Raw genomic sequence first — 16,251 nt, forward strand, 5'->3', positions numbered from 1 at the left:
TAATGACGAAATTACAAAAAGACCCTATCGTAGCTGGCTGTTTAAAAAAGGAGGAGAGGTTTAAGATCTTCTTTCTAAAGTATTGCTCTTGATATTGTAAAAGAAACACTATGTCTAATATATAATAATATTATCACTTATTTAAATTCAGATGATATTTTTTTATGTTATGATAATAATTATTTCTTTGTATGTGGATTAGTTGCATCAACGGGGAATTGAAACAAAAAAAGCCAGGATCTGATCCTGGCTTTTTATTATAATTCTGGAATTAAATTAGTGTGATGGAGAATTTGCATCAACACGTTTAATCTGCGCACCTAAAGCACGTAAACGTGTGTCAATGTCCTGGTAACCACGCTCAATTTGTTCGATATTATAGATCGTTGAAGTACCTTCAGCAGACAATGCTGCAATTAGCAATGAAACTCCAGCTCTGATGTCAGGAGAAGTCATGCTGATACCTCTTAATTTATATTGTTTGTTGATTCCGTTTACAGTAGCTCTGTGTGGATCACATAAAATAATCTGTGCACCCATTTCAATCAGTTTATCCACGAAGAATAAACGGCTTTCGAACATTTTCTGGTGAATCAGGATTGAACCTTTTGCCTGAGTTGCAATCACTAATACAATACTCAACAGGTCGGGAGTGAAGCCTGGCCATGGTGAATCTGCAATAGTCAGGATAGATCCATCAATGAAAGTATCAATGATATAGTGTTTTTGAGAAGGAATGTAAATATCATCGCCTCTGCGTTCAAAATTGATTCCTAATTTTCTGAATACATCAGGTATAACACCCAATTCATCATAACATACATTTTTGATCGTGATTTCTGATTCTGTCATGGCAGCAAGGCCGATGAAAGAACCAATTTCAATCATATCAGGTAGCATTCTATGTTCAGTACCACCTAATTTAGTCACCCCTTCGATAGTCAGCAGGTTAGAACCAATTCCGGTTATTCTGGCACCCATGCGGTTAAGCATTTTACACAACTGCTGTAAGTAAGGCTCACAGGCAGCGTTATAAATCGTTGTAATTCCTTTTGCCAGCACTGCAGCCATTACTATGTTTGCTGTACCAGTTACAGAAGCTTCATCCAACAGGATATAAGCACCTTTAAGGTTAGTCGCATCTACATTAAAGAAAGATTCTTTAGCGTCATATACAAACTTAGCTCCTAATTTTTCGAAGCCAAGAAAGTGAGTATCCAATCTTCTGCGTCCAATTTTATCACCACCTGGTTTAGGGATGGCGGCTTGTCCGAAACGCGCAAGAAGCGGACCTACAATCATGATTGAACCCCTTAAACTTCCACCTTTAGACTTAAAAGTAGCTGATTTAAAGAATTCAAGATCGATGTTTTTGGCTTCAAATGTGTAAGTGTCTTTTGATAAACGGTTTACTTCAACGCCCAGGTCACCCAGAAGTTCAATCAGTTTATTTACATCTTTGATGTCAGGGATATTACTTACAGTGATTTTCTCTTCTGTTAGTAAAACGGCAGATATAATCTGCAGCGCCTCATTTTTGGCCCCCTGCGGATGGATTTCACCTTTTAACTTCTTCCCACCTATAATTTCAAATGCGTTCATGTGCTATTAACCTATATTATTTAAATCTGCTCGTTTAATGTCTTTGTTTTGGATTGGGATTGCTGCTGCGCGGGCGGTTATTGTTGTTATTATTATTGTTTTGCCTTCCCTTATTATTGTTGTTGTTATTGTTGCGTCCACGGTTGGTATTTGTAGAGGCTCTGTTTACCGGAGGTCTGAATTCCACCTTGTTCAGGTTAATGTTTTCTTCCAGTTGCAACAGACCACCTGACAATTCGCTAAGGTTCTTTAAAATAGTCTCATCAGCAACACTGTCTTTATTCCAGGTTACATAAGCCATTTTCATAAAGTTAGCAATGCCTTGTACCAATGCTGCTCTGCGTTCGGGTTCTTCTACTGCGATGGCTCTTTCGATCATCACCTCAACAGTTTTTCCGTAATGCTTGTATTTGATCCTTTGCTGCGGATAACCGATATGCGAAGGTTTAACCAATGCCATTTCAGGAGTTGGTTTTGGATAGGGACTATCTACGTCGATTTTATAACCGGAGATAATGTGTAAATGATCCCATAATTTATGCTTGAAATCGGCAACATCCCTTAGATGAGGGTTTAAGAAACCCATCAGATCTATTACTGCCTGAGCATATTTATTGCGCTCTTCCAGATCCGGCAATTCGCAAATGTACTTCACCATGTTCTGTACATTACGTCCGTATTCTGCAAGAATTAACTCGTTTCTTGTGGTATTGTAATCGAAATTCATTCTATTTATTTCTTGTGGTATTCGCTGAAGGAGGATTATCAGGGCTCTGGCCCTGTTTATTGTAATAAGCTCTTTAAAGATAAAGTTTATTTTACAATCCGCAATTTAGCAAATTTTAATAACAATTGCTTGTTTCCTAATCCCTGGAAAAATACCGTCGCTTTTACGTCTGGTAAAGTACCTTCCAGATTGATAATTTTGCCAAATCCAAACTTCTCATGTTCAACTTCCATGCCGTTCTGAAATGCACTCGCTGCATCAGGTGTAAAACCTGGGGTAGGGATGTGTGCAGTAGGCAGCATTGTACTCGTTTTTGGTCTTACAGGAGCGGTCTGGGTAGCTGATCCTGAGGATGCTGGTTTAGGTTTGCTGAAAGAGTCTCTCTGCTGTGTCCAAGACCTGCGTTCCCCGTCAAAGCTATCAGATGATAAACTTGTTTTAGGTGCTTTAACTACTTCCAGTTCCAGAAATTTTGCACTGATTTCACTAATAAATCGACTTGGTTCACAATTGGTCAGTGTTCCCCAGCGGTATCGCGAAGTTGCATAAGTCAGGGTCAGCTTTTTCTCTGCGCGGGTAATGGCGACATAGAATAAACGGCGTTCTTCTTCCAGATCAGTTCTTGAATTCAATGACATTTGCGAAGGAAACAGGTTTTCTTCCAATCCTACTACAAAAACGTTCTTGAATTCCAGTCCTTTTGCAGAGTGGATCGTCATCATTGAAACGGTATCTTTCTCTTTATCATCCTGGCGGTCATCGTTCGTTAAAAGCGCAATATCCTGCATGAAAATAGCAAGGCTTCTATCTTCGATATCTTCACGCTCGGCAAATTCTTTAATACCATTCAATAATTCCTGGATGTTTTCATACCTGCTGCGGCCTTCTACACTGTCATCGGTATGCAGTTCTTTCAAAATACCAGAATGCTGTGCGATATATAAAGCAGTTTCATAGGCATCCAGCTTTTTGGCTTCTGCCTGGAAACTCTGAATCAATACGGAGAAATCATTCAGCTGGTTAGCAATCCGGCCTGCAATATAAGTTTGCGGTTCACAGACTACCTGCCACATCGTGATATTATGCTGGTCAGCAGCTACTATGATTTTATCAACTGTAGTATCACCTAATCCTCTTTTTGGATAATTAATAACCCTTTTGATTGCTTCTTCGTCACTTGGATTGAAAGTAAGACGGAAGTAAGCAATTAAATCTTTAATCTCTTTACGCTGATAGAAAGATAACCCTCCAAAAATCTTATATGGTATATTGAGTTTTCTTAAACCTTCCTCCATTGCTCTTGACTGGGCATTGGTACGGTAAAGAATAGCAAAATCACTATAATTTAACCCTTTTGAAGTTCTGTCCTGAACGATAGCTTCTGCGACTATTTTACCTTCCTCATTATCAGTAAACGCTCTTGATACTTTAATTCTGTCACCAGATTCATTTTCAGAGAATACGTTTTTCTCCAGCTGATTTTTGTTGTTTGCAATGATGCTATTGGCAACATCAACAATATTTTGGGTAGAGCGGTAGTTTTGCTCTAATTTATAGACTTTTAAATCCGGATAATCCTTCTCGAAATTCAGGATATTCTGAATGTTTGCACCACGGAAACCGTAAATACTTTGTGCATCATCACCAACCACACAAATGTTCTGATAAGCTGCTGCCAGTTTTTTTACGATTGTGTATTGTGAAAAGTTAGTATCCTGGTACTCATCCACCATCAGGTACTTAAATTTCTGCTGGTATTTATTCAGTACATCGGGATGATCTTTCAATAAGACATTGGTTTTGAAAAGTAAATCATCAAAATCCATTGCCCCCGCTTTAAAGCAGCGTTTGGTATAAGTTTCATAAATAGAACCGATCAAAGGACGTTTATTGCTAATGTCCTCTGCCTGAATTTCGGCACTTTTCATGTATTCTACATGACTGACCAGGTTGTTTTTTGCAGAAGAGATCCGGTTATAGACAAAATTCGCATTGTATAACTTATCATCTAATTGCATTTCGCGCAAGATAGATCTGATCAGACTTTTACTATCATCGGTATCATAAATAGTAAAATTAGAAGGATAACCAATTTTTTCTGCTTCAACACGTAATATTTTGGCAAAAACAGAGTGGAATGTTCCCATCCATAAGTTTTTTGCCTCTGTACCCACAACTTTTGAGATACGCTCACGCATATCTTTCGAAGCTTTGTTCGTAAAGGTCAATACTAAAATATTAAAAGCATCCACACCTTTTTCTATAAGATGTGCAACCCGATATGTTATTACCCTTGTTTTACCTGATCCCGCACCAGCGACAATCATTGCCGGTCCTTTAGTATTCTCTACTGCTGCACGTTGCTGAGGGTTTAATCCTGCTAAATAATCCAAATTGAAATACTGTTTTGCGTATGAAAAGGTACAAAAATAACAAAACTATACCTCTTATTTCAATCAGGTCATGTTTTATTTTTTTATCTTTCGATGAAGCTTACAACAGTATCGTCTGACTTAATTAATGGGTCCCTGCTTCCATGATTTCTGAATCTGCAATTCGCATTAGGAGAAGTAAAGAAAGGATCTTTTTACAACTAGTCTGGGAATTTTTTTCTAGTTTTAACCGCTTAAATACCGGGCTTGATTGACAAGAAAAACAAGGCTTCGGGTTTTAAATTATAAACAATCATTTGTTATGCAAGAGATCAAAAAATATGTAGAAGACAACAAGCAACGCTTTTTAGACGAGTTGTTTGAATTATTACGTTTTCCTTCAGTAAGTGCAGACCCAAAATATAAAGGTGATGTATTGAAAACCGCTGCCTTTGTTGCGGAAAAGCTGAAAGAAGCGGGTGCAGATAAAGTGGAGATTTGTGAGACTGCCGGATATCCTATCATATATGGAGAGAAAATTATTGATGCAGCATTACCTACTGTTTTAATTTATGGTCATTATGATGTGCAGCCAGCAGATCCATTGGAATTATGGCATACACCTCCTTTTGAGCCTACTGTTCGTGATGGTAAAATCTATGCGCGCGGTGCTTGTGATGATAAAGGACAGTTTTACATGCATGTGAAGGCTTTCGAATTGATGATGAAAACCAATACGCTTGCCTGTAATGTGAAGTTTATGATCGAAGGGGAAGAAGAAGTAGGTTCCAGTAACCTTGGTGTCTTCGTTAAAGCGAATACTGAGCGTTTGAAAGCGGATGTGGTATTGATTTCTGATACTTCTATGATCAGTATGGAAAATCCTTCTATTGAAACTGGCTTACGTGGTTTAGCTTATATGGAAGTGGAAGTTACTGGCCCGAACAGAGATCTTCATTCAGGTGTTTATGGTGGTGCGGTTGCCAATCCAATCACTATTTTATGTAAAATGATTGCTTCGTTACATGATGAGAATAATCATATTACTATTCCTGCTTTTTATGATAAAGTGGTAGACTTGACAGCGGATGAAAAAGCTGCTTTAAATTCTGCTCCTTTCGACTTGAATGACTATAAAAAAGATCTTGATATCAATGCGGAATGGGGTGAGAAAGGATATTCTACTTTAGAACGTACGGGTACAAGACCAACCTTAGAGGTAAATGGTATCTGGGGTGGTTATATCGGTGAGGGTGCTAAAACAGTACTGCCATCTAAAGCAAATGCTAAAATTTCTATGCGCCTGGTGCCTCACCAGAGTTCAGATGAAATATCTGCTATTTTCCAGCAGCATTTTGAAAGTATCGCTCCTGATTTTGTAAAGGTAAAAGTTACTGCACATCACGGTGGTGAGCCAGTAGTTACCCCTACTGATAGCGTTGCTTACCGTGCTGCTGAAAAGGCGATCTTAACTAGTTTTGGTAAAAAGCCAATTCCAACCAGAGGTGGTGGTAGTATTCCTATCGTTGCTTTGTTTGAAGATGTGCTGGGTATTAAATCTGTATTGTTAGGCTTTGGTCTTGACAGTGATGCTTTACACTCACCAAATGAGAAATATGATATCTTCAATTACTATAAAGGAATTGAAACTTTGCCTTTGTTCCACAAGTATTTTGCAGAACTGAGTAAATAATTTTAGATAATTCTATCAACAAAGGGTGGCCGAATGGCTGCCCTTTTGTATTTTTACCCCGTGCCTCCACCTATAAAGAAAACACCTTCCAACCAGGGAAAGCTTATTTTTGATCAGCCGCTTGTACCTAAAGCGACTCCGAAAACAGCTCCGAAAGTAGCTCCAAAGCGTAGAAAGCCTGCTTCGAAGAAGAAAAAAGGGCTTTCATTGCAATGGAAGTTTGTGATTACAGGATTACTGCTCATTTTATTCTCGCCGTTATATTATGGGTATGTGCTGAAGCTTTTTACTTCGACAACCCGTTGGATACTGGATATTGGGGAAGATCCGAATTACCGGACTTATAAGAGTTTTGATATTCAAATTCCTAAACGGTATACGATTCACGGAATTGATGTTTCTTCTTATCAGGGTAAGATTGACTGGACTAAGGTAAAAGCCATGAAGGATGATGATGTGAGTATCAAATTTGCATTTATTAAAGCTACGGAAGGGGTGTCAAGTGTTGATCCATATTTTCAGCGCAATTGGCGGGAGGCACCAAAAGCAGGTATTATTTGTGGTGCTTATCATTATTTTATTCCTAAAAAATCAGGTTTATGGCAAGCCCGTTTTTTCTTGCAAACCGTTAAATATGAGTCTGGAGATTTACCTCCGGTAATTGATATTGAAACCTTAAGTGGCGTATCTCCTGAGAAAATGCGTGTAGAATTGAAGGATTTTATCACTCATGTAGAAAGAAAAACAGGCGTCAAACCTATCATTTATTCTGGCCTGGTTTTTTATAAAGATTATCTGAAAGGACATTTTGATGGGTATCCCTTGTGGATTGCACATTATTATAAGGCAGAGCTGAAAGCTGGTGCAAATACAAAATGGTCTTTTTGGCAGCACTCAGATAAAGCGAGGATTACGGGGATTAATCATGTGGTAGATTTCAATGCGTTCAGGGGGGACAGTGTATCTTTTCAGCAATTGCTGATCAAATAATTTAAGAATGATGATCTTGTTGTAAATCAAACGTTTGCGCAGTGTTATTCTGCGCTGTATATTTTAGTTTTTCTAAATTATAGGTTATAAACCAAACCTTATAACCTATGAGAAACTTATCAAAAACAGTATTACCTCTTATTCTTTCAGTTTATGCACTGCTATGCTTTACAGGCTGCACAAAATCTGCTATTTCTCCTGCGGGTGCTGTCCCCGGAAAATCTTCAGATCAGGTATCGGCAGTCTCAGTTACCGGGGAAAATGCGGCACCATCTCAGCATCTCTATTTCTCTTTTCCTTCGGATGCTATCCTTAAAATGCAAAAGATTAAAATCACAAAAACGGCTGATAAAGAGTATTTCTCTGTGAATAATTTCTCTGGAGGTTATAATGGACTTCAACAAACTCCGGATAAATCCTTTGGTACGCCGAATATCCTGATTGCTTCTTTATGGGATCCGAATACTGCGGGTAAAATCTATTCCAGAGTTGCCTATACCGGGGCGGGGACGGTTTCCAGTCGCTTTGGTGGAGAAGGGGACGGATATAAAACTATCAATCCTTATAAATGGGTTAAAGACACCTGGTATAATATTGCTATCCGGTCATGGAAGTTTAATGGAGAACTTTTTATCGGAACTTTTATTCAAAACCTATCAACTGGTAACTGGTTTCATACTTCTACACTAGCTATACCTGAAAGAACTACATTTTTGGGTTCTGGAAATGATGCTTTTCTGGAAAATTGGGATGGTACGAATGCTGCTGATGATGGACGCTTTGAAAGAAAGGCATTTTTTAAAGACTGCTGGAATTTGAATACCAGCAATCAATGGCAAAAACATAGCAGCCGTTCTTTTAGTGCAAATGCCAATGATGCTGGCCGAAACGGAATTTATGACCGTAGCTTTAACGCTGGGTATGATGCCACTGAAGATGCTTATTTTATGGAGCATGGTGGAAATGTGAAACCTGCTGCAGCTTTTGGAACTGGTAGAACACTCGTTTTACCTGTACAAACGAACCAGGGTGATGCTCCTGTTCTGACTATAGGTTCTGTCTATGGAGTAACCGCTAAGCTCAATGGGGCGCAGGCTACTGTAGACTGGAAAGTTACTGCTAATCTTAGTCCTCAGTTTTCTTCTAAGGTTGAAATTTTAAATGCATCAGGAACTGTGGTACAAACAGTTAATGAGGTATTGCCTGAAAAAAGAAAAGCAGTTATTAGTGTTGCCGCTAGTGGAACGCTGAGGGCAAGAGTAACCATTACAGATATATTTAATGGCGTATCTGTTCCGGTTACTGTAAATATTCTATAGTATTGTAGTGGCGCTGGTTTTGACTAGCGCCGCTATATTATGATAACTATTAAACGGTTAATTTGAAAGAGTCGGTTTAATCGGCTAAACTTGCATCAGATGAAAGAAACGGAAAAAACACTGGTCTTCAATAAATTGCTGGATCAGTATAATTACCTGGGCTTACCGAAAAAATCAATTGATGAGAATGCTGATTTTACGATTCATAACCTGAAAGATATTCATCTGATTATTCCTTATCAATCACCGGTCTACCGGACAAATTTCTTCTCTTTTGTTTTTGTGAAAAATGGCTCAGGGAAATACACAACAGACGAGCAACTATTTGAAATCAAACCGGGTACCGTATATTTTACCAATCCGGGACATTTCAAATCTTATGAATGGCGTACGCTGGAAGAAGTTTATCTGGTCACTTTAAGTGAGTCGTTTCTGAAAGAGAATGTACATGCCGATATTTTTGATGAATTTCCTTTTCTTTTAGCGGAAACAGTCCCACCCAGAGTTTTAGAACCTGCGGTATTTGCAGAATTTGAACAGCTTTACCAGCAAATTAACACGGCTTATTTTTCTGATTCAGTTTATAAGAACAGGATGATAGGAAGTTTGTTTGTGGTGCTTCTGTTAAAGGTTAAAGAATATTTCTGGAAGGATTATAATCCAATATATGAGGGAAACCGAAGTTCTCAGATTGTGAAGGATTTCAAAAAAAACCTTGAAAAACATTATAGACAACTTGCAGCAGGCGAAGTGCAGTTGCTGTTCAGAGTCCAGGACTATGCAGACGCACAAAATCTGCATCCTAATTATTTGAATAACGTGGTTAAAAGTAAAACAGGTAAAGCAGTTGGTACCTGGATCTCAGAAAAAACTATTGCCGAAGCTAAAGCTATGCTCCAGAATTCTGCTATTTCTATCAAGGAAGTTGCCTACCGTTTGGGGTTCAGTGAGGCCACAAACTTCAGTAACTATTTTAAAAAACATACTGATCTTTCCCCTGTTTTGTATCGGAAACAACAAGCTGGTACTACATCTTAGAGATTCATATCTTATCCTGTAATCTTCATATTTTTCGAAGCGGCCAGAATAGTCATATTTGTCTTGTCATTAAAACAAGGCAATTATGAAAACGCTAAACGGAAAAGTAATCTTAGTCACAGGTGCATCAAGAGGAATAGGTGCAGCTATAGCCCATCAACTGGCAGCTTCTGGTGCAAAAGTAGTCGTTAATTATGCTGGTGGTAAGGAAGCTGCGGATGAAACTGTTACCAGTATCCAGGCTCTTGGAGGCGATGCATTCGCTGTTCAGGCTGATGTGAGTAAAACAGATCAGGTGAAAAACCTCTTTGAGGCGGCAATCGCACATTATGGCAGGCTGGATGTATTGGTTAACAATGCTGGTATTATGATTACCAAATTAATCAAAGACACCACAGACGAAGATTTTACCCGTCAATTTGATGTCAACGTTAAAGGTACTTTTAATACAATGCGTGAAGCCGCAACGCATTTGGCGGATCAGGGCAGTATCATTAATTTCTCTACTTCAGTTAACCGGATTATGTTACCTGGTTATGCAACTTATGTGGCGACCAAGGCAGCTGTAGAACAATTAACCCGTGTATTTTCTAAAGAAGTGGGGAGCCGCGGAATCAATGTAAACTCAATTTCTCCGGGCCCGACCAATACAGAACTGTTTACAAAAGGTAAACCTCAGGAAGTGATTGACAGGCTAGCCGCTCTTTCTGCTTTTAACCGGATCGGTGAACCTGATGATATTGCTAAACTGGTTGTATTCCTTGCAAGCGATGAGGCGAAATGGATTAATGCACAGAATATTGGTGCTAATGGTGGAATGGCTTAATACGGGTCTTTTTCTTAACGATTATATCATTGATGAGTATGTACGATTTAAAAAATAAAGTAGCCTTGATTACAGGCTCAGCAAGAGGTTTAGGTAAAGCAATTGCAGAGCGTTATGCAGCATTAGGAGCTGATATTGTTATCAATTATTCAAGAGATAAAGTGTCGGCCGATGAATTAGTGAGCAATATAGAAGCGATGGGTGTAAAAGTATTGGCTGTTAAAGCTGATGTCAGCAAAGTGGCAGACCTGGAACGGTTATTCGCTGAAGCTATCACTGCGTTTGGTAAGATTGATATTGTAGTCGCCAATGCAGGAATAGAGATGGTAGAAATGCCGGTACTTGATTTTACGGAAGAGCAGTTTGACAGACTGTTTGCGATCAACACTAAAGGTAGTTATTTTACGATGCAGCAAGCAGCTAAACATGTGTCGGACAATGGCAGGATCATTTATATTGCTTCCAGTACGACTGCATTTCCTGTAGCAGGAATGGCTATTTATGGAGGAAGTAAAACTACACCACGTTATTTGGTAGATGTCCTTTCTAAAGAAATAGGACATAGAGGAGTCACTGTAAATTCTATCATTCCATTCGCAGTTGATAAGTCTGGTATTTTTGCAGCAGCAGATAGTTATCCTGAGCTAAGAAAACAATTGGTGGATAGCTGTCCGATGGGCAGGCTGGCAGAAGTTGAGGATGTGGCTAATCTTGCTGAGTTTTTCGCAAGCGGGCTTTCTTCGTTTGTTTCCGGGCAACATCTGCTGGTTAACGGAGGTGCAACAAATTAAATAAGAAACTCTGTTAAAAGAATAAGAAGCCCTTTGAAAGGGCTTCTTATTTATTGATCAATTAGAAAGGGTCAACGGTTTCATCTAATATCCGGTTCCAATCGGTATGGCGTTTAAGGTAGGCCACCACCAGCGGACATAGGGGAATCAGTTTATACTCGTTTTCTTCCAGATATGCCAGTGTCTTTTCGATCACAGCAGTTGCTGCACCTTTGCCTTTCAACTCTTCTGGTGCTTCGGTATGAATGAGCCAGATCTTCTTGCTTCGTTCTTTATAGTCTATAAATGCGGTATAATCACCCACTTTAAGTTCGAAACGGTTCTTGTCCTGATTCTTAACCAGGGGTAGATTTACATATTCTTCATTCATGTCTTTTTACATTTAACTCAATACACCAAATTTGCCAGCGTTGAAATCTTCAATTGCCTGATGGATTTCTTCTGCTGTATTCATTACAAAAGGGCCATAACTTACTATCGGTTCATCAATGGGTGCTCCGCTTAATAATAAGATAACACTTTTTTGATTTGCCTTGATATGGATTTCTTCCCCTGTATTCTCAAATAATACAAAACTGTGTTCTGTCGCGATTTCATCATTGATAATTATACTACCATTCACAACTAACAACGCAGTATTATGCGTTGCAGTGATTGTAGTAGTCAGTTCTCCACCTTCATTTAATTTAATGTCGAACAGGTTTACCGGGGTATAAGTCTCAGCTGGCCCGGTTACCCCATTAAAGTTTCCAGCAATCACGTTCACTGTACCTGCCTGATCTGGTAATTCAACTTTTCCCATTCCGGCAGCTTTTAATTCCTGGTAATGCGCAGGAACACATTTATCTTTTTTAGGAAGATTTACCCATAACTGAACCATTTCAAAAAGCCCTCCTGTTTTAGAAAAATTTTCTTCATGGTATTCTTTATGCAGAATTCCTTCTCCGGCAGTCATCCATTGTACATCACCAGCATTAATAATTCCACTGTTTCCTGCACTATCGTTATGGGCAATGCTGCCTTGATAAGCAATAGTAACCGTTTCAAAACCTTTATGTGGATGAACATCTACTCCTCTGATGTGAGCTGAGGGGCCAAAATCATATGCTGCATTAAAATCCATTAATAAAAACGGGCTGATCCTTCTTTTAGAAATATCAGCTCCAGGTATATAGTTAAATACTCTGAACCCGTCACCCACCATGCCTGGCTGACCAGGTTTTGTCACGATTTTTTCAATTAACTTCTTCATTTTATTTCTCCTTTTTTGAGGTAATCAAAACGATTGTGTTAAAACAATTTAACAACAACCCGCGTTGATTTTCGTTATACAAATATACCTTGAACAGCGTCCGGATCACTTGATGTAGGATAAGAAGTAGCCTGCCCGTACAGAATTGTTTTTATCTTTGTAGTATGAATCTGGAACCTAATAGTTTAATCCGCGCCTCTTCGCCTTACCTTTTACAGCATGCTTATAATCCTGTAAACTGGTATGAATGGGGGGAAGAAGCGTTAGCAAAAGCAAAACAGGAAAACAAATTGATTTTGGTCAGTATTGGTTATTCTGCGTGCCACTGGTGCCATGTGATGGAACGGGAAAGCTTTGAGCTGCACGAAGTAGCAGAGGTGATGAATAAACATTTTGTTTGTATTAAAGTAGACCGGGAAGAAAGACCTGATATTGATCAGATTTATATGCTGGCTATCCAGCTGATGACTGGAAGTGGGGGCTGGCCACTGAATTGTATTTGTTTACCAGATCAGCGGCCAATCTATGGAGGCACTTATTTTAAAAAAGAGGACTGGATCAATATTCTGTTAAACGTTGCTGATTTATGGCAAACTGAGCCGGGTAAAGCAGAACAATATGCCGTTCAGCTAACTGAAGGTATCCGGAACTCAGAAAAAGTTATTCCTAATATCAGAACTACGCCTTATACAGAAAAAGACTTACAGGATATCACTACACCCTGGAAACGTAATTTCGATATGATGGAGGGGGGATATAACAGGGCGCCTAAATTTCCTTTGCCTAATAACTGGCAGTTTTTATTGCGTTACAGTCATTTAATGAAGGAAAATGCAACGCATGTAGCAACGTTGCTGACCTTGGAAAAGATGGCATTTGGCGGGATTTATGATCAGATAGGTGGCGGTTTCGCCAGGTATTCTGTAGATGGTAACTGGCATGTGCCTCACTTCGAAAAGATGTTATATGATAATGCGCAGCTCATCAGTTTATATGCCGAAGCTTATCAATTTTCAGGTATTCAATTATTTAAAGAAGTAGCTATAGAATCCATTACCTGGATAGAGCGCGAAATGACTTCTCCCGAAGGATTGTTCTATTCTGCTTTGGATGCCGACAGTGAAGGGGTGGAAGGTAAATTCTATGTATGGGATTTATTGGAGTTTGAGAAAATACTAGGTGCTGATGCTGCACTAATGGCAGATTATTTCAATGTGACAGCACAGGGAAATTGGGAAGAGGAAGAAATCAATATCCTGCTCAGAAAATATGCGCCAGAAGAATATGCTGAATTAAAAGGTATTCCGATTGCTGATTTCACAACGAAGTTAAACCTTGCTAAAGAGAAATTACTGGCGGTAAGGAGTAAAAGAATGCATCCAGGCTTAGATGATAAGTGTTTGACTGCGTGGAATGCGATGATGATTAAGGCATTGGCAGAAAGCAGTCAGATTTTTGACCGGGAAGAGTTTTACCTGGCGGCAAAAAAAGCTGCAGATTTTATTCTGGTTAACCTGGCGGCCGAAAATGGTGGATTGTACCGGAATTATAAACATAATAAAGCTTCAATCACGGGCTTCCTTGATGATTATGCTTTCTTTATCGCTGCGTTAATTGCCTTATATGAGGCTGATTTTGAAGACCGGTGGTTATTGGAAGCAAAGAAACTGACAGATTGGGTGTTGAGCAATTTTCGTGATCTGGACAGCCCGATGTTGTTTTATACCCCTGCAAATGGAGAGTCACTAATTGCACGTAAGCATGAGATTATGGACAATGTGATTCCTGCTGCGAACTCAGTCATGGCACAAAATTTAAAAAATCTGGGCTTATTATTTGATGAGATCCGATATACGGAAAAAGCAGATGCGATGCTGGCTGCTGTACATCCTCAAATTAAAACTTATGGCTCTGCTTATTCGAACTGGGCAATCCAGATGATGAATGAAGTGTTTGGAATTAATGAAATTGCATTAACTGGAGATTCTACTGCTCAGGTAAGGAAATCACTGAATGAGAGGTACATCCCAAACAAAATTATATTAGGAGGAACAAATTCTATACTTCCTTTGTTAAAAGATAAGCAAAGCATTGAAACAAAAATCTATATTTGCCGAAATAAATCATGTCAGCTGCCTGTAACAACAGTTGAAGAAGCATTAAAATTAATTAACTAAATAAGATTCCAATGAGTATTAAACCCAATACAGTAGTTTCATTAACGTACGAACTGCATACGACTAATGAAGAGGGACAACAAGTTTTCGTAGAAAAAGCTGATGAGCAAAATGCATTGGTATTCTTATACGGTGCAGGTATGATGTTGCCTAAATTTGAAGAGCATTTAACTGGATTAAATGTTGGTGATGAGTATAAATTTGAGCTGAGTGCAGCTGATGGTTACGGTGATTTAGATCCGGGAGCTTTCGCTGACTTACCAAAAGATATGTTCAAAGATGTTGACCTGCCTAATGTAGGTGATGTTATTCCTTTGCAGGATAACGAAGGAAATCACTTCAGAGCAGGTGTTACTGCTATTCATGATACTACTATTTCAGTAGATTTAAACCACCCGATGGCTGGTAAAAACCTGATTTTTGGTGGTAAAATCCTTTCGGTACGTGAAGCAACTGAAGAAGAATTAAGTCACGGTCATGCACATGGTGCTGATGGACACGCAGGACACTAATCCTGATAAATTATAACAAAAAAGGTGCGGAGGTATTAACTTCCGCACCTTTTTTTATGTTTGTTAATTCTTTTTAACTTCAAGATTACACTTTTCGCAAGTTCCATAGGCAGTTGTATTTACTGTTTTAGCTGTGAACCCTTTTGGCATTGTGCTATGTGGCACTGCAACATCCAGACAATATATTTTATTGCAGGTGGTACAGTTAAAGTGAATATGTTCATCGTGATGATGTTCTGCTGAACAGGAAGAAGAACAAATGGCATAATTAGCCGTTCCGTTCATATCCATAATCCGGTGCAGAATTCCTTTATCCTCATAAATGTTTAAGATGCGGTAAAGTGTTACCCTGTCAATTTCTTTACCGAGCTTTTTTTCCAGTTCGGGTTGCGAAATGGCGACAGTATCTAAGGCTATCTCTTCTAAAACACGAACTCTTTGTTTGGTATGTTTCAGCGCGTGTTCTTTGAGTATGTTCGTAGGATCGATTTTCATGTTCATTAGATTGACTTTGCGTTAACTAGTGCTATTGGTGGATTGTCCATTGCATTTCCGGTGCTTAATTTCAGCGTTCCTTTAATGGTTATAGTTTGATAGGTGAATTTAATCGGTTCAGCAAGCTCAACCATCACCATAATCGGTACGCCATTTTTCCCGCAAAAATAACATTGGTTAATAGGAAGGGTTGAAAGCATAAACTTAGTCTGTTTCATCCCGTCTTTAATCGGGACTAAATATCCTTCCAGTTCAAATGGCTTATTCGCGTATTTTTTAATATCGGCATTATATATAGGATACATCTGTGTATCCTTCACAATCTTAAAATCTACTCCTCCAATCACGTCCCAATTAGAAGAGCTGATCTGGTCGTTCGGATTATGCTGAGCTTTCACTGCATAGCCTGAAAGTAGTAAGAATATAATGAGCAGTGGTTTCATTCGCGTGTTCATAT

15 protein-coding genes are annotated in these 16,251 nt (G+C 39.0%); 8 read left to right on the plus strand and 7 right to left on the minus strand.

The window, feature by feature from the left end; all coding sequences use genetic code 11:
• Positions 1–276: 276 nt before the first annotated feature.
• From murA to ABIB30_RS13500, 3 genes are all read right to left on the minus strand, one after another.
• Complete coding sequence (murA, locus tag ABIB30_RS13490) at positions 277–1,602, minus strand: UDP-N-acetylglucosamine 1-carboxyvinyltransferase (protein WP_354302820.1); 1,326 nt, start codon at positions 1,600–1,602, stop codon at positions 277–279.
• A gap of 34 nt (positions 1,603–1,636) precedes the next feature.
• Positions 1,637–2,329 carry a DUF4290 domain-containing protein gene (locus ABIB30_RS13495; protein WP_354302823.1) on the minus strand — a complete coding sequence of 231 codons (693 nt, stop codon included), beginning with the start codon at positions 2,327–2,329 and terminating at the stop codon, positions 1,637–1,639.
• A gap of 86 nt (positions 2,330–2,415) precedes the next feature.
• A complete protein-coding gene (locus ABIB30_RS13500; RefSeq protein ID WP_354302825.1) occupies positions 2,416–4,722 on the minus strand; it encodes an ATP-dependent helicase in 2,307 nt (768 codons plus the stop codon).
• 301 nt (positions 4,723–5,023) lie between these two features.
• Between ABIB30_RS13500 and ABIB30_RS13505 the strand changes: the two genes are divergently transcribed.
• The 6 genes from ABIB30_RS13505 (at position 5,024) to ABIB30_RS13530 (ending at position 11,358) form a co-directional block, all read left to right on the plus strand.
• Positions 5,024–6,394 carry a dipeptidase gene (locus ABIB30_RS13505; RefSeq protein WP_354302827.1) on the plus strand — a complete coding sequence of 457 codons (1,371 nt, stop codon included), beginning with the start codon at positions 5,024–5,026 and terminating at the stop codon, positions 6,392–6,394.
• A 33-nt stretch (positions 6,395–6,427) separates the two neighbouring features.
• Positions 6,428–7,384: a glycoside hydrolase family 25 protein gene (locus ABIB30_RS13510; protein ID WP_354302829.1), complete on the plus strand. Its 957-nt coding sequence runs from the start codon at positions 6,428–6,430 to the stop codon at positions 7,382–7,384.
• A gap of 107 nt (positions 7,385–7,491) precedes the next feature.
• Complete coding sequence (locus ABIB30_RS13515) at positions 7,492–8,703, plus strand: DUF3472 domain-containing protein (RefSeq protein ID WP_354302831.1); 1,212 nt, start codon at positions 7,492–7,494, stop codon at positions 8,701–8,703.
• 99 nt (positions 8,704–8,802) lie between these two features.
• Positions 8,803–9,741, plus strand: a complete 939-nt coding sequence (locus ABIB30_RS13520; RefSeq protein ID WP_354302833.1) for a helix-turn-helix domain-containing protein — start codon at positions 8,803–8,805, stop codon at positions 9,739–9,741.
• A gap of 85 nt (positions 9,742–9,826) precedes the next feature.
• Positions 9,827–10,567, plus strand: coding sequence for an SDR family oxidoreductase (locus tag ABIB30_RS13525; RefSeq protein WP_354302834.1), 741 nt, complete (start codon positions 9,827–9,829; stop codon positions 10,565–10,567).
• Between the two features lie 38 nt (positions 10,568–10,605).
• Entirely contained in the window at positions 10,606–11,358 is a 753-nt protein-coding gene (locus tag ABIB30_RS13530) for an SDR family oxidoreductase (protein ID WP_354302836.1), read from the plus strand.
• Positions 11,359–11,419: 61 nt separating this feature from the next.
• On the opposite strand, the gene ABIB30_RS13535 is transcribed toward ABIB30_RS13530, so the two are convergent.
• Positions 11,420–11,728 carry a GNAT family N-acetyltransferase gene (locus ABIB30_RS13535; protein WP_354302838.1) on the minus strand — a complete coding sequence of 103 codons (309 nt, stop codon included), beginning with the start codon at positions 11,726–11,728 and terminating at the stop codon, positions 11,420–11,422.
• A 12-nt stretch (positions 11,729–11,740) separates the two neighbouring features.
• On the minus strand, positions 11,741–12,610 hold the full coding sequence (locus ABIB30_RS13540) for a pirin family protein (RefSeq protein WP_354302840.1): 870 nt from the start codon (positions 12,608–12,610) through the stop codon (positions 11,741–11,743).
• A gap of 164 nt (positions 12,611–12,774) precedes the next feature.
• On the opposite strand from ABIB30_RS13540, the gene ABIB30_RS13545 reads away from it, so the two are divergent.
• Together ABIB30_RS13545 and ABIB30_RS13550 are read left to right on the plus strand one after the other, a co-directional pair.
• Complete coding sequence (locus tag ABIB30_RS13545; protein WP_354302842.1) at positions 12,775–14,787, plus strand: thioredoxin domain-containing protein; 2,013 nt, start codon at positions 12,775–12,777, stop codon at positions 14,785–14,787.
• An 11-nt stretch (positions 14,788–14,798) separates the two neighbouring features.
• Positions 14,799–15,299 carry an FKBP-type peptidyl-prolyl cis-trans isomerase gene (locus ABIB30_RS13550; protein ID WP_354302844.1) on the plus strand — a complete coding sequence of 167 codons (501 nt, stop codon included), beginning with the start codon at positions 14,799–14,801 and terminating at the stop codon, positions 15,297–15,299.
• A gap of 63 nt (positions 15,300–15,362) precedes the next feature.
• Here ABIB30_RS13550 and ABIB30_RS13555 read toward each other — a convergent pair whose 3' ends face one another.
• Together ABIB30_RS13555 and ABIB30_RS13560 are read right to left on the minus strand one after the other, a co-directional pair.
• Positions 15,363–15,800: a Fur family transcriptional regulator gene (locus tag ABIB30_RS13555; RefSeq protein WP_354302846.1), complete on the minus strand. Its 438-nt coding sequence runs from the start codon at positions 15,798–15,800 to the stop codon at positions 15,363–15,365.
• Entirely contained in the window at positions 15,800–16,249 is a 450-nt protein-coding gene (locus ABIB30_RS13560; RefSeq protein ID WP_354302848.1) for a hypothetical protein, read from the minus strand. The genes ABIB30_RS13555 and ABIB30_RS13560 overlap by 1 nt, the downstream gene beginning before the upstream one ends.
• Positions 16,250–16,251 lie beyond the last annotated feature (2 nt).

Origin of the sequence: Pedobacter sp. UYP1, assembly GCF_040547305.1 — a bacterium.
Lineage (GTDB): Bacteria > Bacteroidota > Bacteroidia > Sphingobacteriales > Sphingobacteriaceae > Pedobacter.